The 23,629-nt window shown below is 64.1% G+C and carries 28 protein-coding genes; 17 read left to right on the top strand and 11 right to left on the bottom strand.

Annotation, left to right across the window (positions count from 1 at the left end):
• Window positions 1-231: 231 nt before the first annotated feature.
• Together AC1PLU_RS06725 and soxR are read right to left on the bottom strand one after the other, a co-directional pair.
• Window positions 232-2,238 carry a M1 family metallopeptidase gene (locus tag AC1PLU_RS06725; RefSeq protein ID WP_481108033.1) on the bottom strand — a complete coding sequence of 669 codons (2,007 nt, stop codon included), beginning with the start codon at window positions 2,236-2,238 and terminating at the stop codon, window positions 232-234.
• 592 nt (window positions 2,239-2,830) lie between these two features.
• Window positions 2,831-3,277, bottom strand: coding sequence for a redox-sensitive transcriptional activator SoxR (soxR, locus tag AC1PLU_RS06720; protein ID WP_043889844.1), 447 nt, complete (start codon window positions 3,275-3,277; stop codon window positions 2,831-2,833).
• A 112-nt stretch (window positions 3,278-3,389) separates the two neighbouring features.
• Between soxR and AC1PLU_RS06715 the strand changes: the two genes are divergently transcribed.
• Window positions 3,390-4,760 (top strand): MFS transporter, encoded by a 1,371-nt coding sequence (locus tag AC1PLU_RS06715; protein WP_481108479.1) that lies wholly within the window; start codon window positions 3,390-3,392, stop codon window positions 4,758-4,760.
• A 376-nt stretch (window positions 4,761-5,136) separates the two neighbouring features.
• Here AC1PLU_RS06715 and AC1PLU_RS06710 read toward each other — a convergent pair whose 3' ends face one another.
• The 9 genes from AC1PLU_RS06710 to pdxH all read right to left on the bottom strand — a co-directional run bounded on the left by AC1PLU_RS06710 (window position 5,137) and on the right by pdxH (window position 11,509).
• Window positions 5,137-6,303 carry a glutathionylspermidine synthase family protein gene (locus AC1PLU_RS06710; RefSeq protein ID WP_481108032.1) on the bottom strand — a complete coding sequence of 389 codons (1,167 nt, stop codon included), beginning with the start codon at window positions 6,301-6,303 and terminating at the stop codon, window positions 5,137-5,139.
• 1 nt (window position 6,304) lies between these two features.
• Window positions 6,305-6,883: a DUF1190 domain-containing protein gene (locus tag AC1PLU_RS06705; RefSeq protein WP_006449069.1), complete on the bottom strand. Its 579-nt coding sequence runs from the start codon at window positions 6,881-6,883 to the stop codon at window positions 6,305-6,307.
• Between the two features lie 12 nt (window positions 6,884-6,895).
• Window positions 6,896-7,300, bottom strand: coding sequence for a DUF350 domain-containing protein (locus AC1PLU_RS06700; protein WP_481108031.1), 405 nt, complete (start codon window positions 7,298-7,300; stop codon window positions 6,896-6,898).
• 37 nt (window positions 7,301-7,337) lie between these two features.
• Window positions 7,338-8,015: a YjfK family protein gene (locus tag AC1PLU_RS06695; RefSeq protein WP_481108030.1), complete on the bottom strand. Its 678-nt coding sequence runs from the start codon at window positions 8,013-8,015 to the stop codon at window positions 7,338-7,340.
• Entirely contained in the window at window positions 8,012-9,094 is a 1,083-nt protein-coding gene (locus tag AC1PLU_RS06690; protein ID WP_481108029.1) for a potassium channel family protein, read from the bottom strand. The genes AC1PLU_RS06695 and AC1PLU_RS06690 overlap by 4 nt, the downstream gene beginning before the upstream one ends.
• Before the next feature lie 25 nt (window positions 9,095-9,119).
• The gene (locus tag AC1PLU_RS06685) at window positions 9,120-9,890 is read right to left on the bottom strand and encodes a PspA/IM30 family protein (protein ID WP_481108028.1); all 771 of its coding nucleotides are present in this window, start codon (window positions 9,888-9,890) and stop codon (window positions 9,120-9,122) included.
• Window positions 9,891-9,902: 12 nt separating this feature from the next.
• Window positions 9,903-10,319 carry a YjfI family protein gene (locus tag AC1PLU_RS06680; RefSeq protein ID WP_481108027.1) on the bottom strand — a complete coding sequence of 139 codons (417 nt, stop codon included), beginning with the start codon at window positions 10,317-10,319 and terminating at the stop codon, window positions 9,903-9,905.
• A gap of 126 nt (window positions 10,320-10,445) precedes the next feature.
• Complete coding sequence (aac(6'), locus tag AC1PLU_RS06675; RefSeq protein ID WP_481108026.1) at window positions 10,446-10,913, bottom strand: aminoglycoside 6'-N-acetyltransferase; 468 nt, start codon at window positions 10,911-10,913, stop codon at window positions 10,446-10,448.
• Window positions 10,910-11,509: a pyridoxamine 5'-phosphate oxidase gene (pdxH, locus tag AC1PLU_RS06670; RefSeq protein ID WP_238601871.1), complete on the bottom strand. Its 600-nt coding sequence runs from the start codon at window positions 11,507-11,509 to the stop codon at window positions 10,910-10,912. The genes aac(6') and pdxH overlap by 4 nt, the downstream gene beginning before the upstream one ends.
• 206 nt (window positions 11,510-11,715) lie before the next feature.
• Here pdxH and AC1PLU_RS06665 point away from each other — a divergent pair, with 206 nt between their 5' ends.
• The 16 genes from AC1PLU_RS06665 (at window position 11,716) to AC1PLU_RS06590 (ending at window position 23,540) form a co-directional block, all read left to right on the top strand.
• Entirely contained in the window at window positions 11,716-12,258 is a 543-nt protein-coding gene (locus AC1PLU_RS06665; RefSeq protein ID WP_043889342.1) for a shikimate kinase, read from the top strand.
• Entirely contained in the window at window positions 12,255-13,367 is a 1,113-nt protein-coding gene (gene aroB, locus AC1PLU_RS06660; protein WP_268214491.1) for a 3-dehydroquinate synthase, read from the top strand. The genes AC1PLU_RS06665 and aroB overlap by 4 nt, the downstream gene beginning before the upstream one ends.
• Window positions 13,368-13,560: 193 nt before the next feature.
• On the top strand, window positions 13,561-13,812 hold the full coding sequence (locus AC1PLU_RS06655) for a WGR domain-containing protein (protein ID WP_006449079.1): 252 nt from the start codon (window positions 13,561-13,563) through the stop codon (window positions 13,810-13,812).
• Window positions 13,813-13,820: 8 nt separating this feature from the next.
• Entirely contained in the window at window positions 13,821-14,885 is a 1,065-nt protein-coding gene (gene hemE, locus AC1PLU_RS06650) for a uroporphyrinogen decarboxylase (RefSeq protein ID WP_481108025.1), read from the top strand.
• A 1,183-nt stretch (window positions 14,886-16,068) separates the two neighbouring features.
• Window positions 16,069-16,356, top strand: coding sequence for a RebB family R body protein (locus tag AC1PLU_RS06645; protein WP_115040621.1), 288 nt, complete (start codon window positions 16,069-16,071; stop codon window positions 16,354-16,356).
• 35 nt (window positions 16,357-16,391) lie between these two features.
• On the top strand, window positions 16,392-16,661 hold the full coding sequence (locus AC1PLU_RS06640) for a RebB family R body protein (protein ID WP_022973269.1): 270 nt from the start codon (window positions 16,392-16,394) through the stop codon (window positions 16,659-16,661).
• Window positions 16,662-16,691: 30 nt separating this feature from the next.
• A complete protein-coding gene (locus AC1PLU_RS06635; RefSeq protein WP_317062861.1) occupies window positions 16,692-16,958 on the top strand; it encodes a RebB family R body protein in 267 nt (88 codons plus the stop codon).
• A 52-nt stretch (window positions 16,959-17,010) separates the two neighbouring features.
• Entirely contained in the window at window positions 17,011-17,289 is a 279-nt protein-coding gene (locus AC1PLU_RS06630) for a RebB family R body protein (protein WP_022973268.1), read from the top strand.
• Between the two features lie 106 nt (window positions 17,290-17,395).
• Entirely contained in the window at window positions 17,396-17,731 is a 336-nt protein-coding gene (locus AC1PLU_RS06625) for a hypothetical protein (protein ID WP_317062860.1), read from the top strand.
• Window positions 17,732-17,820: 89 nt separating this feature from the next.
• Window positions 17,821-18,000, top strand: a complete 180-nt coding sequence (locus AC1PLU_RS06620; RefSeq protein WP_043931546.1) for a RebB family R body protein — start codon at window positions 17,821-17,823, stop codon at window positions 17,998-18,000.
• Entirely contained in the window at window positions 17,997-18,659 is a 663-nt protein-coding gene (locus tag AC1PLU_RS06615) for a RebB family R body protein (protein WP_481094268.1), read from the top strand. Before AC1PLU_RS06620 ends, AC1PLU_RS06615 begins: the two co-directional genes overlap by 4 nt.
• Window positions 18,660-18,738: 79 nt before the next feature.
• On the top strand, window positions 18,739-19,086 hold the full coding sequence (locus AC1PLU_RS06610; RefSeq protein ID WP_115040715.1) for a hypothetical protein: 348 nt from the start codon (window positions 18,739-18,741) through the stop codon (window positions 19,084-19,086).
• Between the two features lie 19 nt (window positions 19,087-19,105).
• The gene (locus tag AC1PLU_RS06605) at window positions 19,106-20,176 is read left to right on the top strand and encodes a hypothetical protein (RefSeq protein WP_481108024.1); all 1,071 of its coding nucleotides are present in this window, start codon (window positions 19,106-19,108) and stop codon (window positions 20,174-20,176) included.
• A gap of 275 nt (window positions 20,177-20,451) precedes the next feature.
• Window positions 20,452-20,793 carry a hypothetical protein gene (locus AC1PLU_RS06600; RefSeq protein WP_481108023.1) on the top strand — a complete coding sequence of 114 codons (342 nt, stop codon included), beginning with the start codon at window positions 20,452-20,454 and terminating at the stop codon, window positions 20,791-20,793.
• 174 nt (window positions 20,794-20,967) lie between these two features.
• Entirely contained in the window at window positions 20,968-21,654 is a 687-nt protein-coding gene (locus tag AC1PLU_RS06595; RefSeq protein WP_481108022.1) for a glycoside hydrolase domain-containing protein, read from the top strand.
• 35 nt (window positions 21,655-21,689) lie between these two features.
• Window positions 21,690-23,540, top strand: a complete 1,851-nt coding sequence (locus AC1PLU_RS06590; protein ID WP_481108021.1) for a hypothetical protein — start codon at window positions 21,690-21,692, stop codon at window positions 23,538-23,540.
• The last annotated feature ends 89 nt before the right edge of the window (window positions 23,541-23,629 follow it).

The following is a 23,629-nucleotide window of genomic DNA, read 5'->3' as shown; positions in this document are numbered from 1 at the left end:
GCACGACGCAAGCGCGGCACAACGGCACTGTTGACGCTGCAAGGCAACACCATCGCGCAACCATGCGAGCACATCCGTTACAGCAACGCGCGGCTTCGATGGCCATGCAAGCAGATACAAAAAACGGCGCAATCGCTGAAATCGATTGCGCCGTTATTCGGTACGCGTCTGTCGTGTGCTGCACTTCGCGCATCCGCGCCATTTGCAGCGCGGACGATTGCATCGGCGCCGCTAGCCGATCACGTCCAACTGGTTGTCGCCCCGCTGTGCATCGGGCAACACGTGATCCGGATCCAGTCGCACATGCAGCACTTTCTGTGTGGTCGGCAGCGTCAGCGTGGGTGCGGTGTTCTGCAGCCAGGTTTCCACCGGCACGCGACGATCGAGGTGGCTGCCGTCGGCCAGCTCCACGCGCACGGTGGCCGGCATCACCAGTTTCTGACTGCTGCGCAGTGTGAGTTGTACGCCCTTGGCAGGATCGTGATCCACGTAATGCGCCTCGCTGATGCCCATATCCAGTTGCCAGTTGTTGAGATACCAACCGCGCCACCACCAGGCCAGATCTTCGCCGCTCTCGCTTTCCATCAACCGGAAGAAATCCGACGGTGTGGGATGTTTATAGGCCCAGGTGGCGATGTACTTGCGAAAGGCCGGATCGAAGCGTTCCGGCCCCAGGATCTGCTCGCGCAGCAGCACCAACCCCAACGCGCCCTTGAAATAGGTCAACGAATGACGGTAGGTCTCGCTGGTGGAATCGGCGTTGTCCATCAGCGTCGGCGCGCTGGTGTCGGCCAGCAACGGCAGGATTTCGTCGACCGGGTTTCCGCCCTTGGGCGCATATTCCGAATCGCGCTTGGGCGCGTATTCGCCCTTGTTGAAGGCATCCGATGCGTACACGTCGATAAAGGTATTGAAGCCTTCATCCATGAACGCATGCCGCCGCTCGTTGGAGCCGACGATCATCGGGAACCAGGTATGGCCGATCTCGTGCGCGGTGATCCAGAACAACTCCTTGCCGCTGTCTTCGAAACCATCGAAGACGATGCCCGGATACTCCATGCCCGCGCCGTACCCGCCCAGGTTGATCGCGGCCGGCCACGGATACGGGTACCACTGCGAGAAATGTTCGATCGCACCTTTGACGTATTCGGTGGAGCGGTTCCACTTGTCCGCGCCTACGCCTTCCAGCGGATACACCGACATTGCCAGCGATTGTTTGCCACCCGGCAGCTTGATGCGTGCGGCATCCCAGACGAACGCAGGCGATGCAGCAAACGCCACGTCACGGGTGTTGTCCATATGGAAGCGCCAGGTCTGCGTGCCCTTGCCCGTCGGCTTGGCCGCACGTGCAGTCACCTCGTCAGGCGTGCGGATCAGCACCGTGCGATCGCTGCCGCGGGCCTGCTCCAGGCGTTGCTGCTCGGTGCGGCTGAGCACCTCGGCCGGATTGGTCAGCGCACCGGAGCCGGCGACCAGAAAGCCTTCCGGCACGGTCACCGCGTAGTCGAAGTTGCCGTATTCCAGATAGAACTCCGAGCCCAGATACGGCTGCGTGTCCCAGCCGCGCAGATCGTCGTACACCGCCATGCGCGGATACCACTGCGCAATCTCGTAGATCTCACCCTGCTTGCTGGCACTGAACGCGGTGCGCCCGCCCCAGGTACCGGGAATCGTGTAGCGGTAGCGGATATGCACGGTCAGCGCCTTGCCCTGCCCGGCCAGCGGCTGCGGCAGGTCCACACGCAGGCGGGTGTCGTCGACGACGAAGTGGGCCGGCTGGCGGCGCCCGCCATCGTCGATCTCGATGCTGGCGATCTGCATGCCGTCGGTGAACTGGGTGCGGCGCGATGGCCGGCTGGCGGCAGCGCGTGCATCGGCGCGGTAGATGTTCTGGTCCAGCTGCAGCCACAGCACGCCCAGCGTGTCGGGGCTGCGGTTGGTGTAGCGGATCGCCGCCTCGCCGGTGAGCGTGTGGGTCGCCGGGTCGATGCTGGCCTTTAGGTCGTAATCCGCACGGTTCTGCCAGAACAGCGGGCCGGGTACGCCGCTGCCGCTGCGGTAGGCGTTGGGTGCATCGGGCAGTTGCAGTGGCGCAAACAAGGCCAGCGGATCGAAAGGGCTGGCCGGAGCGGGTGCTGCGGTTGCGGAACTGGCTGGTGCGGGAGCGGCAAGTGCGGGCGCGGCAACGCACGCCAGTGACAGTGCAACGGTAAGCGATCGGCGCACGGTGGGGGTCATGCAAAATCCTGCGGCGTGGGGGACTCCCATCCTACGGCGCGCCTCGCCGCGCGCGGGAATGCCATTGGTCCCGGATGGCGCTACACGATTCCGCGGCAGCAGCGCTCCGCTCGAACGATCTACGCGACGGCCATGCCGGTGATGCTGAGAGCGGCTACCAAAACTAACCCATGCCTGACTACCGCAGAGCGGCTGGTCTGTTGATTGGCTGCGGGGCCCTGCCCGCCCACCATCGCGGGACACGCCGCAAGTACGTCCATGTAGGCTCTTACGCGGCATCCATGCCGCGTAAGGTCCCGCGATGGTGGGCGGGCAAGGACCAGGGGAGATGGTCGGTGTGCATGTTTTCAACAAAGCAGCCGACTCACTCTCTGGTGCGGTGTCCTCACCGATTGCGGGACCGTGTGGCGGCATGGATGCCGCCACCGAGCCTACATGGACGTACTTGCGGCGTGTCCCGCGAGCGGCGAGGGCACCGCGCCCTCGATCCACTCAGCGTTTGACCTGGACTTCTGACGGCATCCACCAAGACGCGGCCGACAACACCAGACTCACCGCCAGGCGCCCGCTCGCGACGTTTTGTTAGCCACTCTTATTCCGCAATCAAGCTGCCCAGTCGCAAGGCCCCCTCACCGTCGTGGCCCAGGGTGTCGCCCGGATTGCTCAGCCGGCAGCGGCGCAGCGACAGACACCCGCAGCCGATGCAGTCGGTAAGCTGGTCGCGCAGCGCCTGTAGTTCGCTAATGCGCGCATCCAGTTGCCCGCGCCAGCGCGCCGACATGCGCGCCCACTCCGCACGTGTGGGCGTGCGCTGCTCCGGCAACACCGAGAATGCCTCCAGCACCTGCTGCAAGGGCACGCCAAGCCGCTGCGCCACGCGGATCACCGCAATCCGCCGCAACACATCGCGCGCATAACGGCGTTGGTTGCCTGCGGTACGCAGGCTGCGGATCAAGCCCTTGCGCTCGTAGAAATGCAATGCCGACACCGCCACGCCACTGCGCTTGGCCACTTCGCCCACGGACAACTCACGCTGCATTGCCTTGACCTCAACCTTGGTTGAGGCAGGATGCTGCGCGGCCATGACCGGTGCAAGTACCGATGTCATGGCTGTGCTCACGCTCGTTCCTGGATCTTCGATGCCCACCGACATGCCTACCGCAATCACCACGCCCGCCACGCCACTGGGCGCCACGCAACCCACTTCCATTCTCGCCGCGCCGTATCGCGCCGCAACGCTGGGCATGGTCGCGCTGGTATCGCTCAATGCCTTCGAATCGCTGGCGGTTGCCGCCGCCATGCCGACCGTGGCGCGCGAATTGAACGGGCTGCCGCTGTACGCGCTGGCCTTCGGCGGCACCTTGGCGACCAGCGTGGTCGGCATGACCGCCGCCGGGCGCTGGAGCGACCGGCGCGGCCCGGGCGGCGCATTGGGTGCGGGACTGCTGTGCTTTGTGATCGGGCTGTTGATCGCCGGGTTGGCGCCAAGCATGCCGCTACTCATCGCAGGGCGCTTGCTGCAAGGCCTGGGTGCCGGGGCGTATTCGGTGGCGCTGTACGTCATCGTCGGGCGCCTGTATCCGGAAGCGTTGCGGCCGCGCGTGTTTGCCGCGTTTTCCGCCGGCTGGGTGGTGCCCTCGTTGATCGGGCCCGGCATCAGTGGGCTGATCGTGCAGCATGTGGGATGGCGCTGGGTATTTCTGTCGGTGCCGTTGCTGGCGATTCCGGCCGGGCTGATGTTGTGGCCGGCCATCCGCGGGCGCGCATGGTCGGGCGAACCGTCCGCCGACTCCAACGCCGCGTTCGGCTGGGCGATCGGTGCGGCCTTGGGCGTGCTCGGCGTGTATCTGGGCGGGCAGCTGCACGGCATGCTGGCGTTGCTTGCGATGACGCCAGCGCTATTGCTGACGCTGTTCTGCGCCTGGCACCTGTTGCCGAGCGGCACGCTGCGGCTTGCGCGTGGGCTGCCCAGCGTGATCGCGCTGCGCGGCATTGCGGCGGCGGCCTTCTTCGGGTTCGAGGCGTTTCTGCCGTTGCTGCTGTCGCGCGAACGCGGCCTGTCGCCGCTGCTGGCCGGCGTGGCGCTCAGCGTGGGTGCGCTGGGGTGGTTCAGCGGCTCGTGGTATCAGGGTCATAGCCGCGCCGGTTGGTCGCGCCCACGCCTGCTCAAGACCGGTGCGTTGTTGATGTCGCTGGGCATCGTGATCAGCGCGGGCGCGGTGTGGCCGCTCATTCCGGTGCCAGTGGCGATTGCCGGCTGGGCGCTGGCAGGCCTGGGCATGGGCCTGCTGTATCCGAGTCTGTCGGTGTTGACGTTGTCGTTGTCGCCACCGGCGCAACAAGGCGCGCACAGTTCGGCTCTGCAGTTGAGCGAAGCGATTGCGGTGGCCGGCATGCTGGCGCTGGCCGGCGCCTTGTTCGCCGCGCTGCTGGCCTCCTCGACGTTGGCCGCATACCTGAGCGTGTTCGCGTTGGCGTGGCTGCTGGCGGTGGCGAGCTTTTTCGTGGCGCGGCGGGTGTGATGGCTGTGCAACCGACTTTGCCGATCCTGCCGAGATCGCTCCGATCGAGAGTGAAAAAAATCATCCGCGCGCAGTTGGTCATTTTTTCGCCACCCATCTTGACAGCGTTGCAGGCCGCGGCCTGCGCTCACTTGTCCACAGCCTTGTGCAACTTCCATCCACAGGGGGTGTGGAAAACCTGCGCTGCTCGGCCTGCAGTGAAGGGCTTGCGCGCAACCAAGGCGTGTGTAAGGCGATGAAGCGCGTTGTCTGCGCTGTGCAGGGCGGAACCATTGCGCAGAGCGCAGCCACGTAGCCGGCAAACCTCACCAACGGTCACAGCTGAGGCAATCGCAACACCGCCACCTTGCGGTGGCGATGCGCACTCACTACTGCATCAATCCACGATCACGTGCGGTACGAAGCGCGAGGTGTCGCGGGTGATCGGGCCATCGTCGTCGCGCATGCCCAGCCCGGCGGGGCGATCGGCCACCACCCAACTGCCCACCAGCGCATGCCGCCCGTCGAACACCGGCAACGGACGGTGCGCCTGCAAAATCGCCGACCCATCCAGATACGGCCCATCGGTCTGCGCAGCATCGCCCTGTGCGGTGACCAGAGAGATATTGGCACCCTCGCGCGAGAGCAGCGGCTTGCGTACCCAGCCTGCCGTCGGCGCTTCGCCGGCTTGCGCAAAGCGTGCAGGCAGCAGATTGGGATGGCCTTGATGCCGCTCCCACAGCAGCGGCAGGATGCCCTTGTTGCTCAGCACCGATTTCCATGCCGGCTCGATCAGGCGCACACGGTTGGCAATCAATGCCGGCCCGAAGCGCTCTTCCATCATGAATTCCAGCGGGTAGAGCTTGAACAGCGTATGGATCACCCGGTCCTGCTCATCGGTGAACCAGCCATCGGCGCTCAGGCCGATGTCTTCGATGGCCACTTCCTCGGTGCTGATGCCCACCTGATGCGCGCAATCGCGCAGATACCGCACCGTGGCGCGATCCTCCAGCGAATCGCGCACCGCTGAAAAATGCATCTGCGGCCCGATTGCACCCTCCACCGCCAGCGCGCCCAGTGTTTCGCACAGCAGATCCTGGATCAGGTTGTACTGGTCGGTGCCCTTGGGCAGCACGCCGGCGGCGATCTGTTGCTCCAGCCACAACCACTGGAAATACGCCGATTCGTACAGCGAGGTCGGCGTGTCGTAATTGAGTTCGTACAACTTGGCCGGGCCGTCGCCGGCGTAGGCCAGATCCATGCGGCCGTACAGATGCGGGTCGCGGTCTTCCCACGAGTTGGCGATCCAGTCCCAGTAGAACGGCGGAATCGCCAGCTGCGTCATCAGCCGTTCCGAGCCCACCACCTCGTCCACCAACTGCATCGCCATATCGTGCAGTTCCTGGGTGGGCGCCTCGATGTCGTCCTCGATCTGGCGCAGCGAGAACGCGTAATACGCGTTTTCGTCCCAATACGGTTCGCCGTCGATGGTGTGGAAATGGAAGCCGAGCGACTCGGCCTGTTCGCGCCAATCCGGGCGTTCGGCGATTGCGATCCGTTGCATGTCAGCCGCCGTATCCGGAGCTGCGCCCGCCGCTGCCGAACGAACTGCGCGCCGCCGCACTGGAGCCGAAACCCGAGCGCGACACGGTGATCGCACGCGACGGCATGTCGATGGCGCCACTGCGCCCACGCACGGTGCCGATACGATTGCTGGCCAGATCGCCGTTGGGCTTGTAGTACCCGCCGCTGCGGTAATCGCGATACAGCGGCATCGCGCCGCCGTAGCGGTAGCCGCCGCCACCGCTCATGTTGCCCAGCGCATAGCCCAGCAGAAACCCGCCCATCGGCGGAATCCAGCTGTGCTGGCCCTGGGTCTGCCCCGGCACCTCGGTGCAGCTGCCGAACTGCGCATCGCACTCGTAGCGCGAATTGAAGCGCGGCGCGGCCTGCTGATGCTTGGCCACCGCCTCGTCGTAAGCCTTGAGGCATTGCTGGATGTCGGTCTGTTCCTGCTTGATCTGGTAGCAGTCGGAGGCCGACTGCAGCACCACACCTGTCTCTGGTTCGGAACCACAACCGGTGACGAGGGCGGCCGGCAAGGCGGCCATCAAGGTGAGCTTGAGATTGCGTGAGCGCTTCATGCCTGTACTCCGTTACGGCGTGATCGCCGCAGCATTGATCAGCCCGACCGCGATCGACACGCCAGCCGAAAAGATGCCTGCCGCAGCGACGTTGTCGGTGATCTGCCGCGAGATGCGCCCGGCGACCATGTTGGCCAGCAGATACGCCACGATCTGGATCCCGCAGGCGACCGCGCCCCAGATCAACGCATCGACCAGGCTCACCGAATGGGTGATGGCCGAATGCAGCGGCAATGCCACACCGATGAAGTTGCCGGCCAGTGCGGTGGCCGCAGCCACGTTGCCCTGCCGCAGCAAGGTGAAATCCTTGTGCGGGGTGACCAGGGTCACCAGCACCACCGCGACGATCAACACGCCCAGACCGGTGCCGAAGTAGGAAAGAAACGCGAGAAAACTCTGCAGGTTGATCGGGTTCATGACAGGACCAAGGTAAGTGGAAGACGAGCGCGCGCGCTCAGGTGATATCCAGATCGGCGACGGTGACATCGATGCCGACCGCATAGGTGACGCAGAATTCGTTGGGGCCGGAATCCTCGCCGGTGACCAGCAGGAATTCCTCACGCTGCAGCTCCGGCACGTCGCGGCTGTAGAGCATGGCGTAGTGGGTCAGATCGCCATCGCGGCGCGGCGGCTGATAGCGGTACAGCACTTCGTCGTAGGCGATCGGCGGAATCCGCGCCATATCATCGGTGGACTGGGTGGCACGCTCCCAGCGCTTGCCGGCGTAGTCGATCTGCGCCGCACCCAGATGCGGATGCTGCATCACGAACTCCTGAAACGCCTGCTTGCTGGGCGGATTGACCGTCTCGCAATACACAAACGCCTTCATCGCTTCCAGATCGCCGCCCACGGTGGTGACCTGCAAGAACGCATCGTCGTCCAGGTAGAAACGATGCAGGGAATAGCCATCGCCCAGATTGACGTGGCCATAGCACGGGATGCCTTGATGGCCGCCCGGCAGCTCGGCGGTCATGGCCTCCGGCGCCATGCGATACAGGGTGGTGTCGATCTCCACCTGGCCACCGACACGCAAGCCCAGCGGCAGCGTGTGGCCGATCGCGCCGGTGCCGGACGTGGGCGCCGCGGGCGGTTGTGGTTGACCGAACAACTTGCTGAAAAAACTCATCGTCATGCACCTTGTGGCGATGGGGAATGGGGAACGGCAGCAGTGCGCAGGGCGTGCCATGCGATGGCGTGCACGGGCACGCGCTGCTCGGCCAGGTAATACAGCATGGCACCGCCCGCCACAGCGGTGTGTGCGGGCGGGTTCAACCGCAACGCACCATCGGGCGCGCGCAGGCCCAGCAACAAGGCGCCGCGCTGGCTGAAGTCGGCCGCCACGATGCGGTAATCCAGCGGGCCTACATCGGCCGGAACCGCAAGACTGAACTGGGTGGGGCCATCGTCCACCGACAGCAGCTCGGCAGTGATCGCCGCGCTGCCCGGATCCTGCGCAGCGCGCGCCAGGATCTCGGCGGTCATCGGACGGGTGCATTCGATGGCCGGATAGTGGCAATTGACCAGCCGCGCGGCGCTGCCCGAATCGAAGTGCGCCACGATGTGCGCACGCGGCGCATGCGCCATCAGCGCGAACACTGCCGCCAGGGTCTGATCGTCGGATGGCGGATTGACTATCACCCGCGCCGCGCCCGCGATGCCCGCACGCAGATACACGTCCGTGTGCGTATACGACTCGGCGGCGATGAAGCGCATGTGGTCTGGCATCGGGTTCTCGGCCACGCCCTCGGCGATCAGCACCACGCCTTCGTCGTCGGTGGCGGTGTCCGAGAGCAACAGTTCCAGCAAACGCGCGGAGGCGGCGCCCTGCCAGCCGATCAGAATGGTGTGCCCGCGCAGATCGGCGTAAGCCATCTTGCCCATGTAGTGGCGCCTCCAGAAAGTGATGAGCACGCCGCTGGTCTTGGCCAGCACCGTGGCAAACAGCGCCACCGCGCCCGGCATCAACACGAACGCGGCGATATAGCGCCCGGCCACCGAGCCCGGCGACAGGTCGCCGTAGCCGATCGTGGTGGCGGTGGTCATGTAGTAGTACGGAAACGCGTCCAGGCCGACGAGCTTGTGCTCGCCAGCCATGCGTAACAGCGCCCAGCTCAGCCCCATGTGCGCCAGCAGGGCCAGCGCCACCATGCCCCAACTGATGCGGCGCACGTGGCGCCGCAGTACCCGGAACAACCGTCCGACGATGATCATGGCGCGTCCTGTGCCGTGCGGTGGATCAGCTGTCGCTGCGCGGAACCTGCTGCACGTCGCGCACCTGGCCGATCAACGGCGCAGTGCCGCTGGCGGTGTCGTGGCCGAGCTGGGCCGGCTTCTTGAAGCGCGCCAGCACCGCGGCGGCGTTGGACTCGCCTTCCATCAACCCGGCCGCAGCCAGACGCCGGTTCAGATCGCCATCGCCGGTGGACGATTCGAGCTCTTCGGCCGATTCGATGCGTGCGGAAGTCTCGGCCTGACGCGCCTTGATCCGCTCAAGCGATTCCAGCGCCGAGCCCATCTTGCTGCTGGCACCGGAATGCCGCGCCGCAATCGCCGCCTGCGCCTTTTGCACCGCGTCGGTGGCCTTGACCGTATCGATCTGCTGGCGCATGCCGCGCAGCTGGTTTTCGGTCTTCTGGATGGTGGCCTTGAGCGTCACCACCGACTGGTCCAGCGAGGTCTTGGAGGCCTTGTCGCCGGCGTCCTCGCTTTCCAGCGCGGCGAGCTTGGTCGCCACATCGTGGGCCAGCGATTCGTCGCCCTTGGCCAGCGCACCTTCGATATAACGCGTGTATTCGGCCATCTTGCCGGCGCGCGCGTCGATCTTCTGCTGGGCCAGCTTGCTCTGTGCCATCAGCTTGGTCAGCTCTTCGCGCGAACGCGTGAGCTGGGCGCCGGCATCGCGCATTTCCTGGTCCAGGATGCGCAGCGCATTGGCGTCGACCGCCTTCTGGCCGGTTTCGTGTGCAGTGCCACGCAGCAGCGTGATCAGCTTTGAAAAGATACTCATGACAACGCGCCTTTAAGAAAAGTACGGCTTGAGAGATTCGGCGGCATCCAGCGTATTGGCCGCCAGGGTCTGGATTTCCTCGTCGATCTGGTCGAGTGTGGACGACGCCGACAGCTCGCCAAAGACCACATAGGTGTCCTTGCCGTCGACCTGCACCAGGCCCAGGTTGGATAAAGGATTAAGCGGATTGAGCCGCAGGCAGGCGTCGTTGAAGGCGGCGCGGTCGCTGACCTGGTCGGCATTGGCCAGCAGCGTGGAAACGAACACCTGCGAGCCGGAGGCGGCGACCTGGATCTGCATGTCGCCGTGGTCGGCCAGGGTGAGGTTGATGGCCGGTTCCAGCCCGTCGATCAGCTCGACCTCGATCGGCTGATCGCGGTAGCGCTCGGCCAGCAGGCCGTGCAATTCGACAGTGGTGTACTGCGTCATACGATGTCCTGTCCTTTGGTCATGCAGCGGTGGTCGAGCAGCTGCGGTGATGCAGCAATGCTCATGCAATGGGCGGACATACTACAGACTGTCCGCGACCGGCAGAAAGGGCCGGAAGTCAGCTGGTCAGGCCAGCTGCAGGCGGAAGCAGACCACCCGTTCAGTTGGCTCGAAGCCACACGCCGCATGCGCCGCCTGGGCGCCGCTGTCTTCCAGCCGCGCATCGGAGGCCAGCTCTGCGCAGCCCTGATCACGCGTCCACGCGACCGCCGCCACCAGGGCACGACCGAGCCCGCGGCCGCGCCAGGCCGGAATCACATACCACCCTTCCAGAAAGCCCACCGGCGTGTTTTCGGTGCCATTGACGTACTCGTGGCGCACCGACACCTCGGCAAACCCCAGCGCCGCATCCGCGTCGTCCACCACCAGCAGGTGGCCGGCATCTGATTGCACCAGCGCGGCCTGCAGTTCGGCAACGCTGTCGTCGGCAACGCCATCATCGGCATCGGGCCACAAGGCCAGGCGCAAGGCCAGCAAGGCCTGCGCATCGGCGCCGACCGCCGCACGCACCCGCCACCCGGCTGGCGCGCTCACGGATACAGCATCCGCTTGCTCCAGCGGCTGGCCGCATCGGCCTCGTAGCGCCAGCGCTCATGCAGGCGAAACTTGGCGCCGTACCAGAACTCGAACGCCTGCGGCACCACCCGGAACCCGCCCCAGCCGTCCGGGCGCGGCACCTCGCGGCCCTCGAACGTGGCCTCGACCTTGGCGATGGCCGCGTCGAACTCTTCGCGCGAGCCCAGCGTCTGCGATTGCAGCGAGGCCCAGGCGCCGATCTGGCTCATGCGCGGGCGCGAGGCGAAATAGGCATCGGATTCGTCCGCACTCACCAACTGCACGCCACCTTCGATGCGCACCTGGATGCCGGCCTCGCGCAGGCTGCGCCACAGAAACAGCAATGCCGCCTGCGGATGGGTCTGCAGATCGCGGCCCTTGGCGCTGTCCAGATGGGTATAGAACACGAAGCCGCGCGCATCGAAGGCCTTGAGCAACACAGTGCGCGCGCTAGGCCGGCCGTCCACGCTGGCGGTGGCTACGGTCATCGCGCTGGCTTCCAGTTCGGCGCTGTTCTGTGCCTCGGCATACAACGCGGTGAAGGTGGCAAGGGCTTCTGCGTACAGATCGGTCATGACGGTGCGTGGGCAGCAAGATTGGCGCCTATTGTGGGCGCATCGCGTGTGCTTCGCCTATGTCCGCACTGTCGCAGCCATCGGTCTGCCTGCGGCGGCGGCAGGTGTCGATGCCGAGGCACGCAGTCGCAAGTCACACCGCACGAATGGTTTCAGGCCGCGTCAATCGGCCCGGCGCGCAGGCGTGAATGCTACGATCCCTGCGCATGAACCCCGCTCCCAATCTCGTGATGGTCGGCCCGATGGGCGCCGGAAAAAGCTGCATCGGCCGTCGTCTGGCCGAGCGCTTCGGGCTGGAGTTCGTCGATGTGGATCAGGCCATCGTCGAGCAGGCGGGCAAGAGCATCCCCGCCATTTTCGAACAGCACGGCGAAGCGCGGTTCCGCCAGCACGAACTCGAGACCCTGCAGGCACTGCTGGAGCAGGACAACAAGTTGATTTCCACCGGTGGCGGCGCAGTACTGGATCCGCTCAACCGCCAGCGCATCCGCGAGCGCGGCTTTGTGGTCTATCTGCATGTGAGCGTGCCGGCGCAGTTGACGCGGCTGGCGCGCGACCGCAATCGCCCGCTGTTGCAACGCGCTGACCGCGAGCAGGTGCTGCACGCGATGGCCGCGCAGCGCACCCCGCTGTACCAGGAGGTCGCCGACCTCAGCCTGGAAACCGATCATTTCTCCCCCGCCGAGGCCACCGCGCAGCTGGTGCTGCGCCTGGCCGCGCAATGGCGCATGTCGAGTACCCCCGCATGACACTTCCCCGTTCCTCGCGCAGCGTCGATGTCGACGGTGCGCAGCCCTACACCATCACCATTGCGCCCGGCCTGCTGGCCGATGGCGCGCGCCTGGCCAGCCATGTGCGCGGCCGCCACGTGCTGCTGCTCAGCGACTCGCAGGTGGCCCCGCATTACGCAGCCGCGGTGCGCAGCGCACTGTTGCAGGCGCGCCCGGACCTGCAGCTCGGCGAGCTGGTGATCGCCGCCGGCGAAGCCTCCAAGACGCTGGATAACTTCAGCGCTGCGATCGCCGCGCTGGCCGAGTTGGGCGCCACCCGCGACGCCTGCGTGTTCGCACTCGGCGGCGGCGTGGTCGGCGATCTGGCCGGCTTCGCAGCGGCCTGCTGGATGCGCGGGGTGGACTGCGTGCAGTTGCCCACCAGCCTGCTGGCCATGGTGGATTCCTCGGTCGGCGGCAAGACTGCGGTGGATATCCCGCAGGGCAAGAACCTGGTCGGCGCGTTTCATCCGCCGCGCGCAGTCATTGCCGACACCGACACCCTGCGCACCCTGCCACCGCGCGAGCTACGTGCGGGTCTGGCCGAGGTGATCAAGTACGGCGCCATCCGCGACCCGTTGTTCTTCCAGTGGCTGCATGCCGAACGCCGCGCGCTGCTGGAGAGCGACGCCGCAGCGCTGGCCCAGGCCATTGCGCGCAGCTGCGAGCACAAGGCCGAGATCGTGGCGCGCGATCCGCTGGAAAAAGGCGAGCGCGCCCTGCTCAACCTGGGCCACACCTTCGGCCACGCGATCGAGACCGAACAAGGCTACGGCGCGCCCGGCAACGACAACCTCAACCATGGCGAAGCCGTGGCGGTGGGCATGGTGCTGGCCGCACGGCTCTCGGCCGCGCTGGGCATGAGCACTGCGCAGGACACCGAGGCGCTGCGCGCCCTGCTGCACGACTTCGACCTGCCCACCGAGATCCCGGCCGGCCTGTCGCCGGAAGCGCTGCTGGGGCGCATGCGTCTGGACAAGAAGAACATCGCCGGCCGCCTGCGCCTGGTGTTGTGGCGCGGCATCGGCAAGGCCGAGGTGGTGCCCGATGTGGACGAGGCCGCGGTGCTGGAGATTCTGGCGGGCTGAGCAACGCCATCACTCACTAGTCTCCGGCGCATTCGTAGGAGCGCCCCCGGGCGCGACAGGGCCTTGTCGGTAAATCCCCATCGCGCCCAGGTGCGCTCCTACGCACTGCCTGCCAACGCTCCCTTCGCAAGCGGAGCAACCCGGCGCGCCCACTGCTCCCAGCCTTCAGCACCGCCCGGCTACAATCGGCGCCATGCGTATCCACTTGCAACACGATCCCGGCGGCAATGCGCCGCTGCGTTATGTCCAGCTGACCCTGCAACCGGATCTGTTCGGTGGCTGGGAGCTGCTGCGCGAGAGCGGCGAGATCGGTGGACGCTCGCAGCTGCGACGCGACCAATATCTGCTGCAGGATGAGGCGGACCGGGCCTTCGACAAGGCACGCGACACCCACCTCAAACGCGGCTTCCAACTCATCACCGGCGGCGCCGACGCGCCGCGCTGAGGAACACCATGCTCAAGAACGATCGCCTGTTGCGTGCCCTGAACCGCCAGCCCGTCGACCGCACGCCCGTGTGGCTGATGCGCCAGGCCGGTCGGTATCTGCCGGAATACCGCGCCACCCGCGCGCGCGCCGGCAGCTTTTTAGGCATGGCCAAGAACCCCGAGATTGCCTGCGAAGTGACGCTGCAGCCGCTGCAGCGCTTTCCGCTGGACGCGGCGATCCTGTTCTCCGACATCCTGACAATTCCCGATGCGATGGGCCTGGAGCTGTACTTCGTCGAAGGCGAAGGCCCCAAGTTCCGCCACCCGGTACGCGATGCGGCCGCGATCCATCGGCTGGGCGTGCCGGACATGGAAACCGAGCTGCGTTACGTGATGGATGCGGTGCGCCTGATCCGCCACGAGCTGGATGGTGCGGTGCCGCTGATCGGTTTCTCCGGCAGCCCGTGGACGCTGGCCTGCTACATGATCGAAGGCGGCGGCAGCAAGGAATACGCGCGCATCAAGGCAATGGCCTTCAACGCGCCGGAGGTGTTGCATCACCTGCTCAGCACCGTCACCGATGCCGTGATCGCCTACCTGTCGGCACAACGCGCGGCGGGTGCGCAGGCGCTGCAGGTGTTCGATACCTGGGGCGGCGTGTTGTCGCCGGCGATGTACCGCGAATTCTCGCTGCCCTACCTCACCCGCATCGCGCGTGAGCTGGAGCGTGGCGACGGCGCCGAGCGCACCCCGCTGGTGTTGTTCGGCAAGGGCAACGGCGCCTACGTGAGCGAACTGGCCGCCAGCGGCGCCGAAGCGGTGGGCGTGGACTGGACCATCTCGCTGGCCGACGCCGCACAGCGCGCTGGCGGCCGCGTCGCCCTGCAGGGCAACCTGGACCCGGCCACCCTGTACGGCTCGCCCGAGGCGATCCGCGCCGAGGTCGGCAAGACCCTGGACAGCTACGCCCAAGGCAACGGCGGCTCGCGCGAAGGCCACGTCTTCAACCTCGGCCACGGCATGTCGCCGGACATGAATCCCGAACATGTCGGCGTGCTGGTGGAAGCGGTGCAGACGCTGAGCAAGCGGTAATGCGCCGCGCGATCGACAGCACCCGCACGTGCTGTCGATCGCCACGCAGCGCGCGTACGCGATCGGCTCATCAACTGCGCGGCGTTTTGCTGATTGGTGCATGAGCGGATGCAGCGCGGGACCGCCGGAGCACCTCGAGTTGCCTGCCGACCTTGGCGTGCAGCGCCCTCAAGCAGGCGCTCTGCACCGCCGGCAAACCCGGCGCGCACTGCCGTGAGAGTATCTCGCAAGGGCATCCGCAGCAGCTGCGGATCTGCTGCGAATTGTGTTCAAGAGCGACCGCAGGTTGTCACCAGCGGCCGTCAGATGGGCGCGGAGAAATTGCATTGTCCGCGTGTGCCTGCCGAGCATCGGCCGCGCCCGTCAGGCGGTCGCACGGTGATGCAATGAGTTGCCCTAAACCAAGCGCATCCCACCGACTTCGTGCAGCAGTCAGCTTGTCATCCTGCCTGCATCGATGCGATACGACGCAGACGTCGTTGAACTCTCTCTGTCAATCGCTCAGGCCGAGACGCTTGGCGAAGCCGTGCACCGTCAGGAGGCCGTGCACTAGAAGCAGGTGCGCCATGCCTCTGCATACGACCTCCACCGGAGCGGCGGCTGGTCATTGCCACCCACGCTTGGCACGCAGCGCCGCCGATAAGCCCACGCCAGGCGATACCGCACACCGTTGCGGACAGCTCGCTGCCCGGCTCGCTGCGACAGCAAGTCAGCTCGCTATAGCCCTTCAAGCATTTGTAGACAGCGCACCCTCTCCTCTTCCGCACGTCAGCCAAGCACAGTCTGACCGCGCAACGGAAACACGTCGTTGCGATAGGGCGGGCGTCACACACGACCAAGCGGACGCGAGCTATCGGGCCCGGGCTGAGATAATCGGACGGTACTGATGTTGTGCAGCGGGTTTATGCAAACGCCGTTGCGATTCACCCATGAATTCCCCGCACGGCGTTCCAAATCGCCGCATCGCTACGAATGCCGCTCTAAAGCGGATCGGGCTTCACGTCGATAAACCCGGCATTGCCGTCGTTTAAACCAATTTTTCCGGACCAAGGAGATCTACTGTTTCTCCACGGTGATGCGGTGCCACTGCAACACATCTCCGGACAGGCAGGCCGCCTGCCGAACCTTGACATCGTCACGTTTGTTCAAGCGCTTCACTCATTCGAGAAACAGGGAGAAAAGCATGGCATTTCCAACCGCCGTCAACGACCAGATCACCGACTCCGTCACACAAGCCAATACCAAGGTGCTGGGCGATGCCCCGGCCATCGCCATGGGCAATCTGTACCAGGCCACCGCACAGGCGCTGGCCAATGCAGCCCATAACGCGACCAACGCACAACAGCAGAGTTATGTCACTGCGCAGTCTTCAACCACGATGGGTGTCGCCACCCTGTACTCCATCGATACCGCCACCACCGGGGTAGCGACCAAGCAGATTCTGAGCACTGGCGTGAAGGGCCTGGGCTAAGTCAATCGTGATTTCTGGCACACAAGGAGCAAGCAATGGCATTTCCGACCGCAGTCAATAATCAGATCACCGATTCCGTTACCCAAGTAAATACCAAGGTTCTGGGCGACGCACCGGCGATCGCGATGGGCAATCTGTATCAGGCAACTGCGCAAGCGTTGGCCAATGCCGCCCACAACGCAACCAACGCGCAACAGCAGAGCTATGTCACTGCGCAATCGGCCACCACGATGGGCGTGGCGACGCTGTACTCCATCGACACCGCCACCACCGGCGTCGTCACCAAGCAGATCCTGGGCGTCTGACGGCCCGGCTAACGCCAAGGACATTCGCCAATGGCATTTCCCACCGCCGTCAACGACCAGATCACCGACTCGGTCACCCAGGCAAACCTGCAGGTGCTGGGAAGCTCCCCTGCCGCAGCCATGGGCAATCTGTACCAGGCCACCGCGCAGGCGCTGGCGAACGCAGCCCACAACGCAACACTCGCGCAACAACAGATGTATGTCACCGCACAGGCAGCAACCACCATGGGCGTTTCGCTGCTGTACTCGCTCGATACCGGCGCCACGGGTGCCGCCACCAAGAAGATGCTCGGCTAACCGCTAACGCCGCAGGCTCTTCGTTCTTTCACTACCTCAAGGAGTTTTCACCATGGCCTTTCCGACTGCCGTCAACAGCCAGATCACCGATTCCGTTTCTCAGGTCAACACCAAGGTCCTCGGCGATGCGCCGGCGATCGCAATGGGCAACTTGTTCGTCGCCACCAGCCAGGCGCTGTCCAACGCCGCGCACAACGCCACCAACAACCAGCAGCAGTCCTACGTGACGATGCAGGCATCGACGACGCAGGGCGTGTCTACGCTGTATTCGATCGACACCGCGTCCGACGGCGTCGCTACCAGGGAAATCCTGAGCGCCGGGCTCCGGTAATCGGCAGCCAGGCGCCGCTGCCACAGCGCGGGCGGCGCCTGGTTCGATACGCGATGCCCTTGTAACTACCACGCAGTTCGCTGGTCGAATCGAGAAAGGACGCCTCATGCTGCAACTACGCCATATTCCCACGTCCAACACCCTGGACGTCGTAGTGAGACTGATCAGGGGCCGCACCATTGTGGCGACGTTCGCGCCTCACCAAAAGGCGGTGATCAACGTCGAGTTCGACGGCATCCTGCCTGTGATTCCCGGAGCGCAGCCGTTGATCTATCGCCAGAAGCTGGACCGCGTGATCGACGTGCCGCACGGCAATTTTGCATTCCTCGAGCGCGTGCCCGATGGCGTGGCCTTGCAGTACGCGTGCAAACACGCGCCACAAAACACCGTCATGTTCTCGGCGTCGGCTGGCGTCGCACAGCGCAGGCCGTCGTTGGCTTAGGACGCCAACGCCAATGCCCCGTCATGGAGCCAAGCGCGCATGCCGCAAGCGTTGCCAGTCTGGTGGGCAATGCCGCCACAGGTGCGGCGATGGCCATCGGGCAGGCACCGGCCTTTGCAATGGGAGCGACCTATCTGGCGCTGTCGGATTCCATCGCCCTCGCAATGGAAAACGCAGTCGCCAACCAGCAGCGCGGACAGGTGCTTGCCGATGCAGCCCTTACTCAAATCCTTGCCTTAATCATCCAGAAGGGAGCGACTTCGTCATGATCGACGACAGTAGCGTGAACAGCCAGGTCGTCGATGCGGTGAGCAGCATCGTGACGCTGACCACCGGTCAGGCACCCGCACAGGCGCTCGGCATGCTCGATGCCGTGATGCTGGAGACGCTGGGCATGGCGATGCACAACGCCGTCAACCGGCAGCAAGGCGCCGGCATGATCAATGCAGCAGCGATCACCGCCGCCTGCGCCAAGATGATCTCGGCACCGTTCCCGGTTCCGCCGCCACCACCGCCTGCACCACCCGGACCACCACCGACGGTCGCGCCGTTGCCCGGCCCGCCCCCCGTACCGCCCCCGCCTGCAGCACTCATCGCCGCTGCAGCAGCGGAAGCCAAGGTGGCCGTCGACGTGCTGAAAACGCAAGCGCAGGGCGCCTCGGCAGATGCCGCGACCGCAACCGCCGACCTCTTGGAAGTGCATGCACTGAGCGTACCGCCGCCCCTGCCCGCTACTCCTCCCGCCTCCGGCGCCGGCCCCGATGATGCTGCCACTCCTGATGCTCCTGCTGCTGCACCCGCAACTTCACCCGCAACTGCAGCTGCTGGCACACCCCCTGTTGTTCCTGCATCTGCATCTGCTGCTCCTGCTGCACCTGCATCTGCATCTATCCCTGCACCTGCACCTGCGCCGCCTGCTCAGTCCTAGGCCGTCTGCAGAGATGAGGTCATCCCCCCCTACCACCAGGCCTCATTGAAAGGCGGCCGATCATTCCATGGGAACCAAGATGGAACCGACAAAGGTCAATGCGCAGGTCATCGATGTCATCAACCAGGTGCAGCTGGCGACCATGAGCCCGCAGGTCGTGCTGACCAGCGGAGCCGGCAAAGCCTACCAATCGGTGGCGCAGTCGACCGCCATCGCGGTGCAGGACGCCACCGACGCGTTGCGCAATGTCTCCACGATCGCGACCACCGCGGTCGGCGTGGCGATGGCGCAGTACTTGGCCACCGGGGATGACAAGTACGTCACTGCACTTACCAAGGCGCAGGAGCTGATGCAGGGCGCCACCGACGACTTTGCCAGGATCGGTTCGGCGGCCGGGCTGGTGCTGAAGAATTTCCCCGCTGGTTGAACTTACAAGGAGTCACGCAATGTCCGTTTCGATCGCAGGCCGCCTGATCTCGATGCCCACGATGCTCTCGACGCTGGGCAGGCAGTGCCTGGCCTTCATCGATGGAGGCACGCAATGGTTGGCCTGGGCGATCCAGTCGCCCGGTGTGCGCTACGACTTTCCCGACGAGAGCAGCTTGCTCGACGAAGTGCAGCAAGGCCTGCATGGCTCGCGCCTGGCCTTGTTGCCACAGTTGGAGCTGAAGGTCAGCCCGGTCAAGCTGATGACCTTGAGCCCGACCGACCTGGGCACGCTGGCGCAAGCCGAAGCCGGCGACACCGGTTCGGTGGTCAAGGCGCAGCTGCAGCGGATCTTTCGCGACAACGCCCTGTACACCGCAAGCGACCTGGCCGCAGGCCGCAGCCTGCTGACACAGTTGAAGGTCGATGGCGCCGGCGTGTTCCAGTCGCTGGACCTGGAAGAAAGCCTGGCGCTACGCCAACTGGCCGCAGACGCGCCGCCAGCCAACGTGACGCCGGCACTGCAGCAGGAGGCAGCAGCATTCGCTATCGAGCAGGCGCGGACGCCGCTGGAATTCTGCGATTACTACCGCTTCTATCTGGCCTGCACCGCCACGATCGCAGCTGTGGACGAACGCGCGCATGCGGCAGCATCGGCACTGCAGACGCTGTTGCCGCAGCTGTTCACCACCCTGGATTGCCCACAGGTCCAGGGGCTGCCTTCGCCCAACGAGGTTGAACGCAGCGTTGCCGAATGGCTGGCACGCGGTCGCCAGATCGGCTTCGCGCGGCTATCGCTGGCGGCCCAGCAGATCGTCCAGCACACACGCTACCGAGGCGACGGCGACGACCAGGCGGCAGGCGACGCGATCCGCCTCTACCTGCAGTCGGCACAGGCATTCCTGGCGGCCAACCGGCCCAGCCGTGGGGTGCTGGGCCAGGATGGCAGCAGCTGCATGTTCTCCATGCACAACGACGCCCTGGCTGCGCTGCTGCAGGTCAACAACGGCGTCATCTCGCTGCGCGATTTCGGTGCGGCGCCCGCGCCCAACAGCACGCCGCCCGCTGCGGAGACGGAGGCCTCGGAATGAACGCATCGAGCTCGCTTCCCGCGGCCACCGATCAGGCCCCGCCTGCGATCAGCGCCGCCGACGCAGCTCGCGACGCAGTCCACGCAGGACTCGCAGCCGCCCTGGCGGCCGCACGCCAGACCATGAACCACGCCGAACACGCACTGGGTGAAATGCTGCGCACGCTCGCAGCGCAGCGCCCGCCCGAGACCGCAACACTTACGGTCCCGATCCAGCCATCGCGCACCGATGCCGTTGCCCCACTCCATCCCACTTCCATTTCAGGAGACACCATCATGTCCGACGATACCCTGCCCACGCCTCCGAACCAGACACCAGCCACCACAGCGCAATCTCCAGGATCGTCGCAGATCGAAGCCGCGCTAAAAGCGGCGCAAGCCCAGATCGACCAGGCCATGGCGGCCAGCGATAGGGCAGTGCAGGCGGCCATGCAGGCCGCAACCGCAGCGACCGCCGCGGCCGGCAACGGCCAGGCTGCCGATAGCGCAAACCAGGCACTGCAGCAGGCCGACCAAGCCGCTGCCGCTGCGGTTGCCGCCGCACAGCAGCAGACCGAGCAGGCGATGGCGGCCACGTCGCCGACGAATCCGAACGCCGATGACGGAACAGCCAGCTGACGGATCGATGCGCTTCGGCGTTGCGGTGATGCCGGTTCTTGCGGTGAACCATCCGGTTCTCTAGGGAACCGGCCACCCGATTCCCTGCCGCAACGTCGATCAGCAGTGCAGCCCATTCGCTCCGGCCCATTCTCGACCCGGCCCAGCCAACGCCCGATCCGAAGGAATTCCGACATGACGTTCTACACAGGCTTCGACACCGATCAATTCCCCGGACTCCCCGCCCTCGACTGGCTCAAGAACGAGACCGGCCTGGCATGGTGCGGCTACTACCTGGCACCGGCGCCAAGCCATGCCAATACGGGCTGGATGGGCCAGCGCGACGCGTTGACCGCGCAGGGCTGGGGCCTGGCGCCGGTCTACTTGGGTCAGCAGACAATCGGACCGGGTTCGCACGACGTCACCGCCCGACAGGGCAGCATCGACGGCGCACAGGCCGCAGCATTGGTACGCGCGGAAGGCTTCCCCGACGGCGCCGTCGTCTATCTCGACTGGGAAGATGGCGGCAGCCCACCCCAAGAAGCCATCGACTACATCCGCATGTGGATCGCCGCGCTGGTGGAGTATGGCTACTCGCCAGGGCTGTACTGCTCGCACGCGCGCGCAGTGGAATTGCTGTCGCGCATCGGCCCCGGCCCATCCCCGCGGGTCTGGGCCTGGCGCGTCTCGACGGCAGGGCGTCACCACTATGCCGGTGACATCCTGCACATCCAGGCCGCCGACCCGGCAGGCTGCGGCTATTCCCAGGCTTCGCTCTGGCAATACGAACAGGATGCGGTGCTGTCGCTTCCGGGTACGCCGTGCGATGGGCTGGAGATCGACCTGAGTTACTCCACTGCCGCGGACCCAAGCGCTTCATGAGAAAAACCCAGCTCTGACTTTGAGGCAAGTCCAACATGAAAGAATCTAATCTGGAACGCGAAGAGCGCCGTGCAGTTAGCCAGAAACTCACAAAACTCATAAATGACGCAAACGAGTTCCCTAGAGTTCGCGATGTGGTACTCAATGCCCTGGTAAGGCTGGATGAAAAAATCAACCAACTCAACTCGGATGGACAAGGCTCGATAGCCGAAAAGTATCTTCTGCGCCCTGGTAAATTCGTAGCGTTCTATTTGAAAGGGGGCAATGCTTTTGAGGCATGCAAGGACGATGGCTCTGACCCACTTCACTTAGGAAACTCTGATTGGGATACGCAAATCGTGGTCAATCCCTGGTTACCACGAGCGGCCCAGGACGCATTTTACGCCGAGATAGAAGAGATTGTTCTGGACGAAATGCGCAAGACCGGCATCGACGTAGCGCTCGCGCTTGCGCCATCTGGCGAATCGCCACTGCTGCAGATTGAAAGAATACAGATTGAAGGAAATAACTTACCAAGGAACGGAGACGGCACGGCCGCACTTGACAAAGAATTTGAGGTAATCTGCGACCGCATACAGACAATACGCCAAATATTCGATCACGACCTCCTCGGCCTGTGGACCGACGATCGTCGCGAGATCGGCCGACAACTCACCACATATATCGGCGATCAGCGCAGCCCATACGGGGTACAGCCTCCAAGCATTTTATTGAACGATGCGATCAAGCCATTTGCACTGTATCGGCTTGGCTACACATGGCACTTCAAGCCAACTGAACGCCTAGTTCAACATCCCCTCGTAATGCAAAATGGCCGCCTTGCCCTTGCAGAAACTAGACAAGAGCTCACGTCGCGCCCGATCTTGATGGAAATTCTTGACATCACATTGCCACGCCGAAATACGATTGAAGCCATTTCTGTCTGGGCCGAAATAGAAAGTAGACATCAATTACTCCCAAAGACTGATCAAATCCAAAACTTACCATTACCCAGCCTAAGCTACCATTTACGCGAAAATCTCATCATGCTCTGCGAGATCGCCGATGAAACCTCTCGACACAGAGACAAACGACGAAGACGCGAAGAGAGGATAGAAGAAATTTACGCCCACTACCTATCGATGGGCAGGGAACAGGATTTTCGTAATATGGTCAATGAAATGGCAGGCTCAAAAATAGCCCAGATTACCGACCCCCCAACCGAACTCATACGCAAACTAATGGATAATGTAAGGTTGCGCACGGTGAATGCACAATCCGAATATGTGCATGACCTGAACACTCAAGTCATTAGTGCGACACGTCAACGGATCGCTGCGGCGCGCTTCGACCAGACCGCCAGGATTGATTTATTCAGAATTATTAACATGCTTGCAATATCATTCCCTCGCAATCCGCCACTCGCCACGGCTTACAGTGATGACCTCGCCCTGTATGAATCCTTGAAAAAAGATACGCACATGGATGTAAAGAAACTAAAATTCACAGGCGTGGATATGGCTGCGGTGGTGAGAGTTGAATACGATGACTTAATCAGCCTGGATCCTGTCCAGCTCTCCGCAGAACTGAACAGACTAGTTGATACCAAGGACATTTCGATAAAATTTCATTCTCACAATACGCTACGGACAGGCGGCATCAGCTACGAGGTAACGCTTGTAATCTTCAGAAGCAGCAAGATTATTGCTTTTATAACACTCACCACAGCAAGTGCCGCTGAAGCACCATTTCGCAACGATCCCTTTCGCCCTTCGATTCGCTACGCATCCCTTCTTGATATGGACGAACAGAGAAAAGCAGCCGCCGCGCTGACCGAAGACTATGTAGTGCGCACACGATTGGCAAAACAGCACGATGCAATATGCGCATTACTTCCCTCTCAATGAGGCCGACTGCCCTGCATTTCGTTGCTTTTACCATCTTCATACCCAGCAACGCCTCAGGAATCTCTCAGAGCCCATAACACACGCGAGTC

It is taken from the genome of Xanthomonas sp. NCPPB 2933 (genome assembly GCF_056725225.1).
The sequence above is the reverse complement of the archived record's forward strand: the minus strand, read 5'-3'. Positions and strand labels throughout refer to the sequence as shown.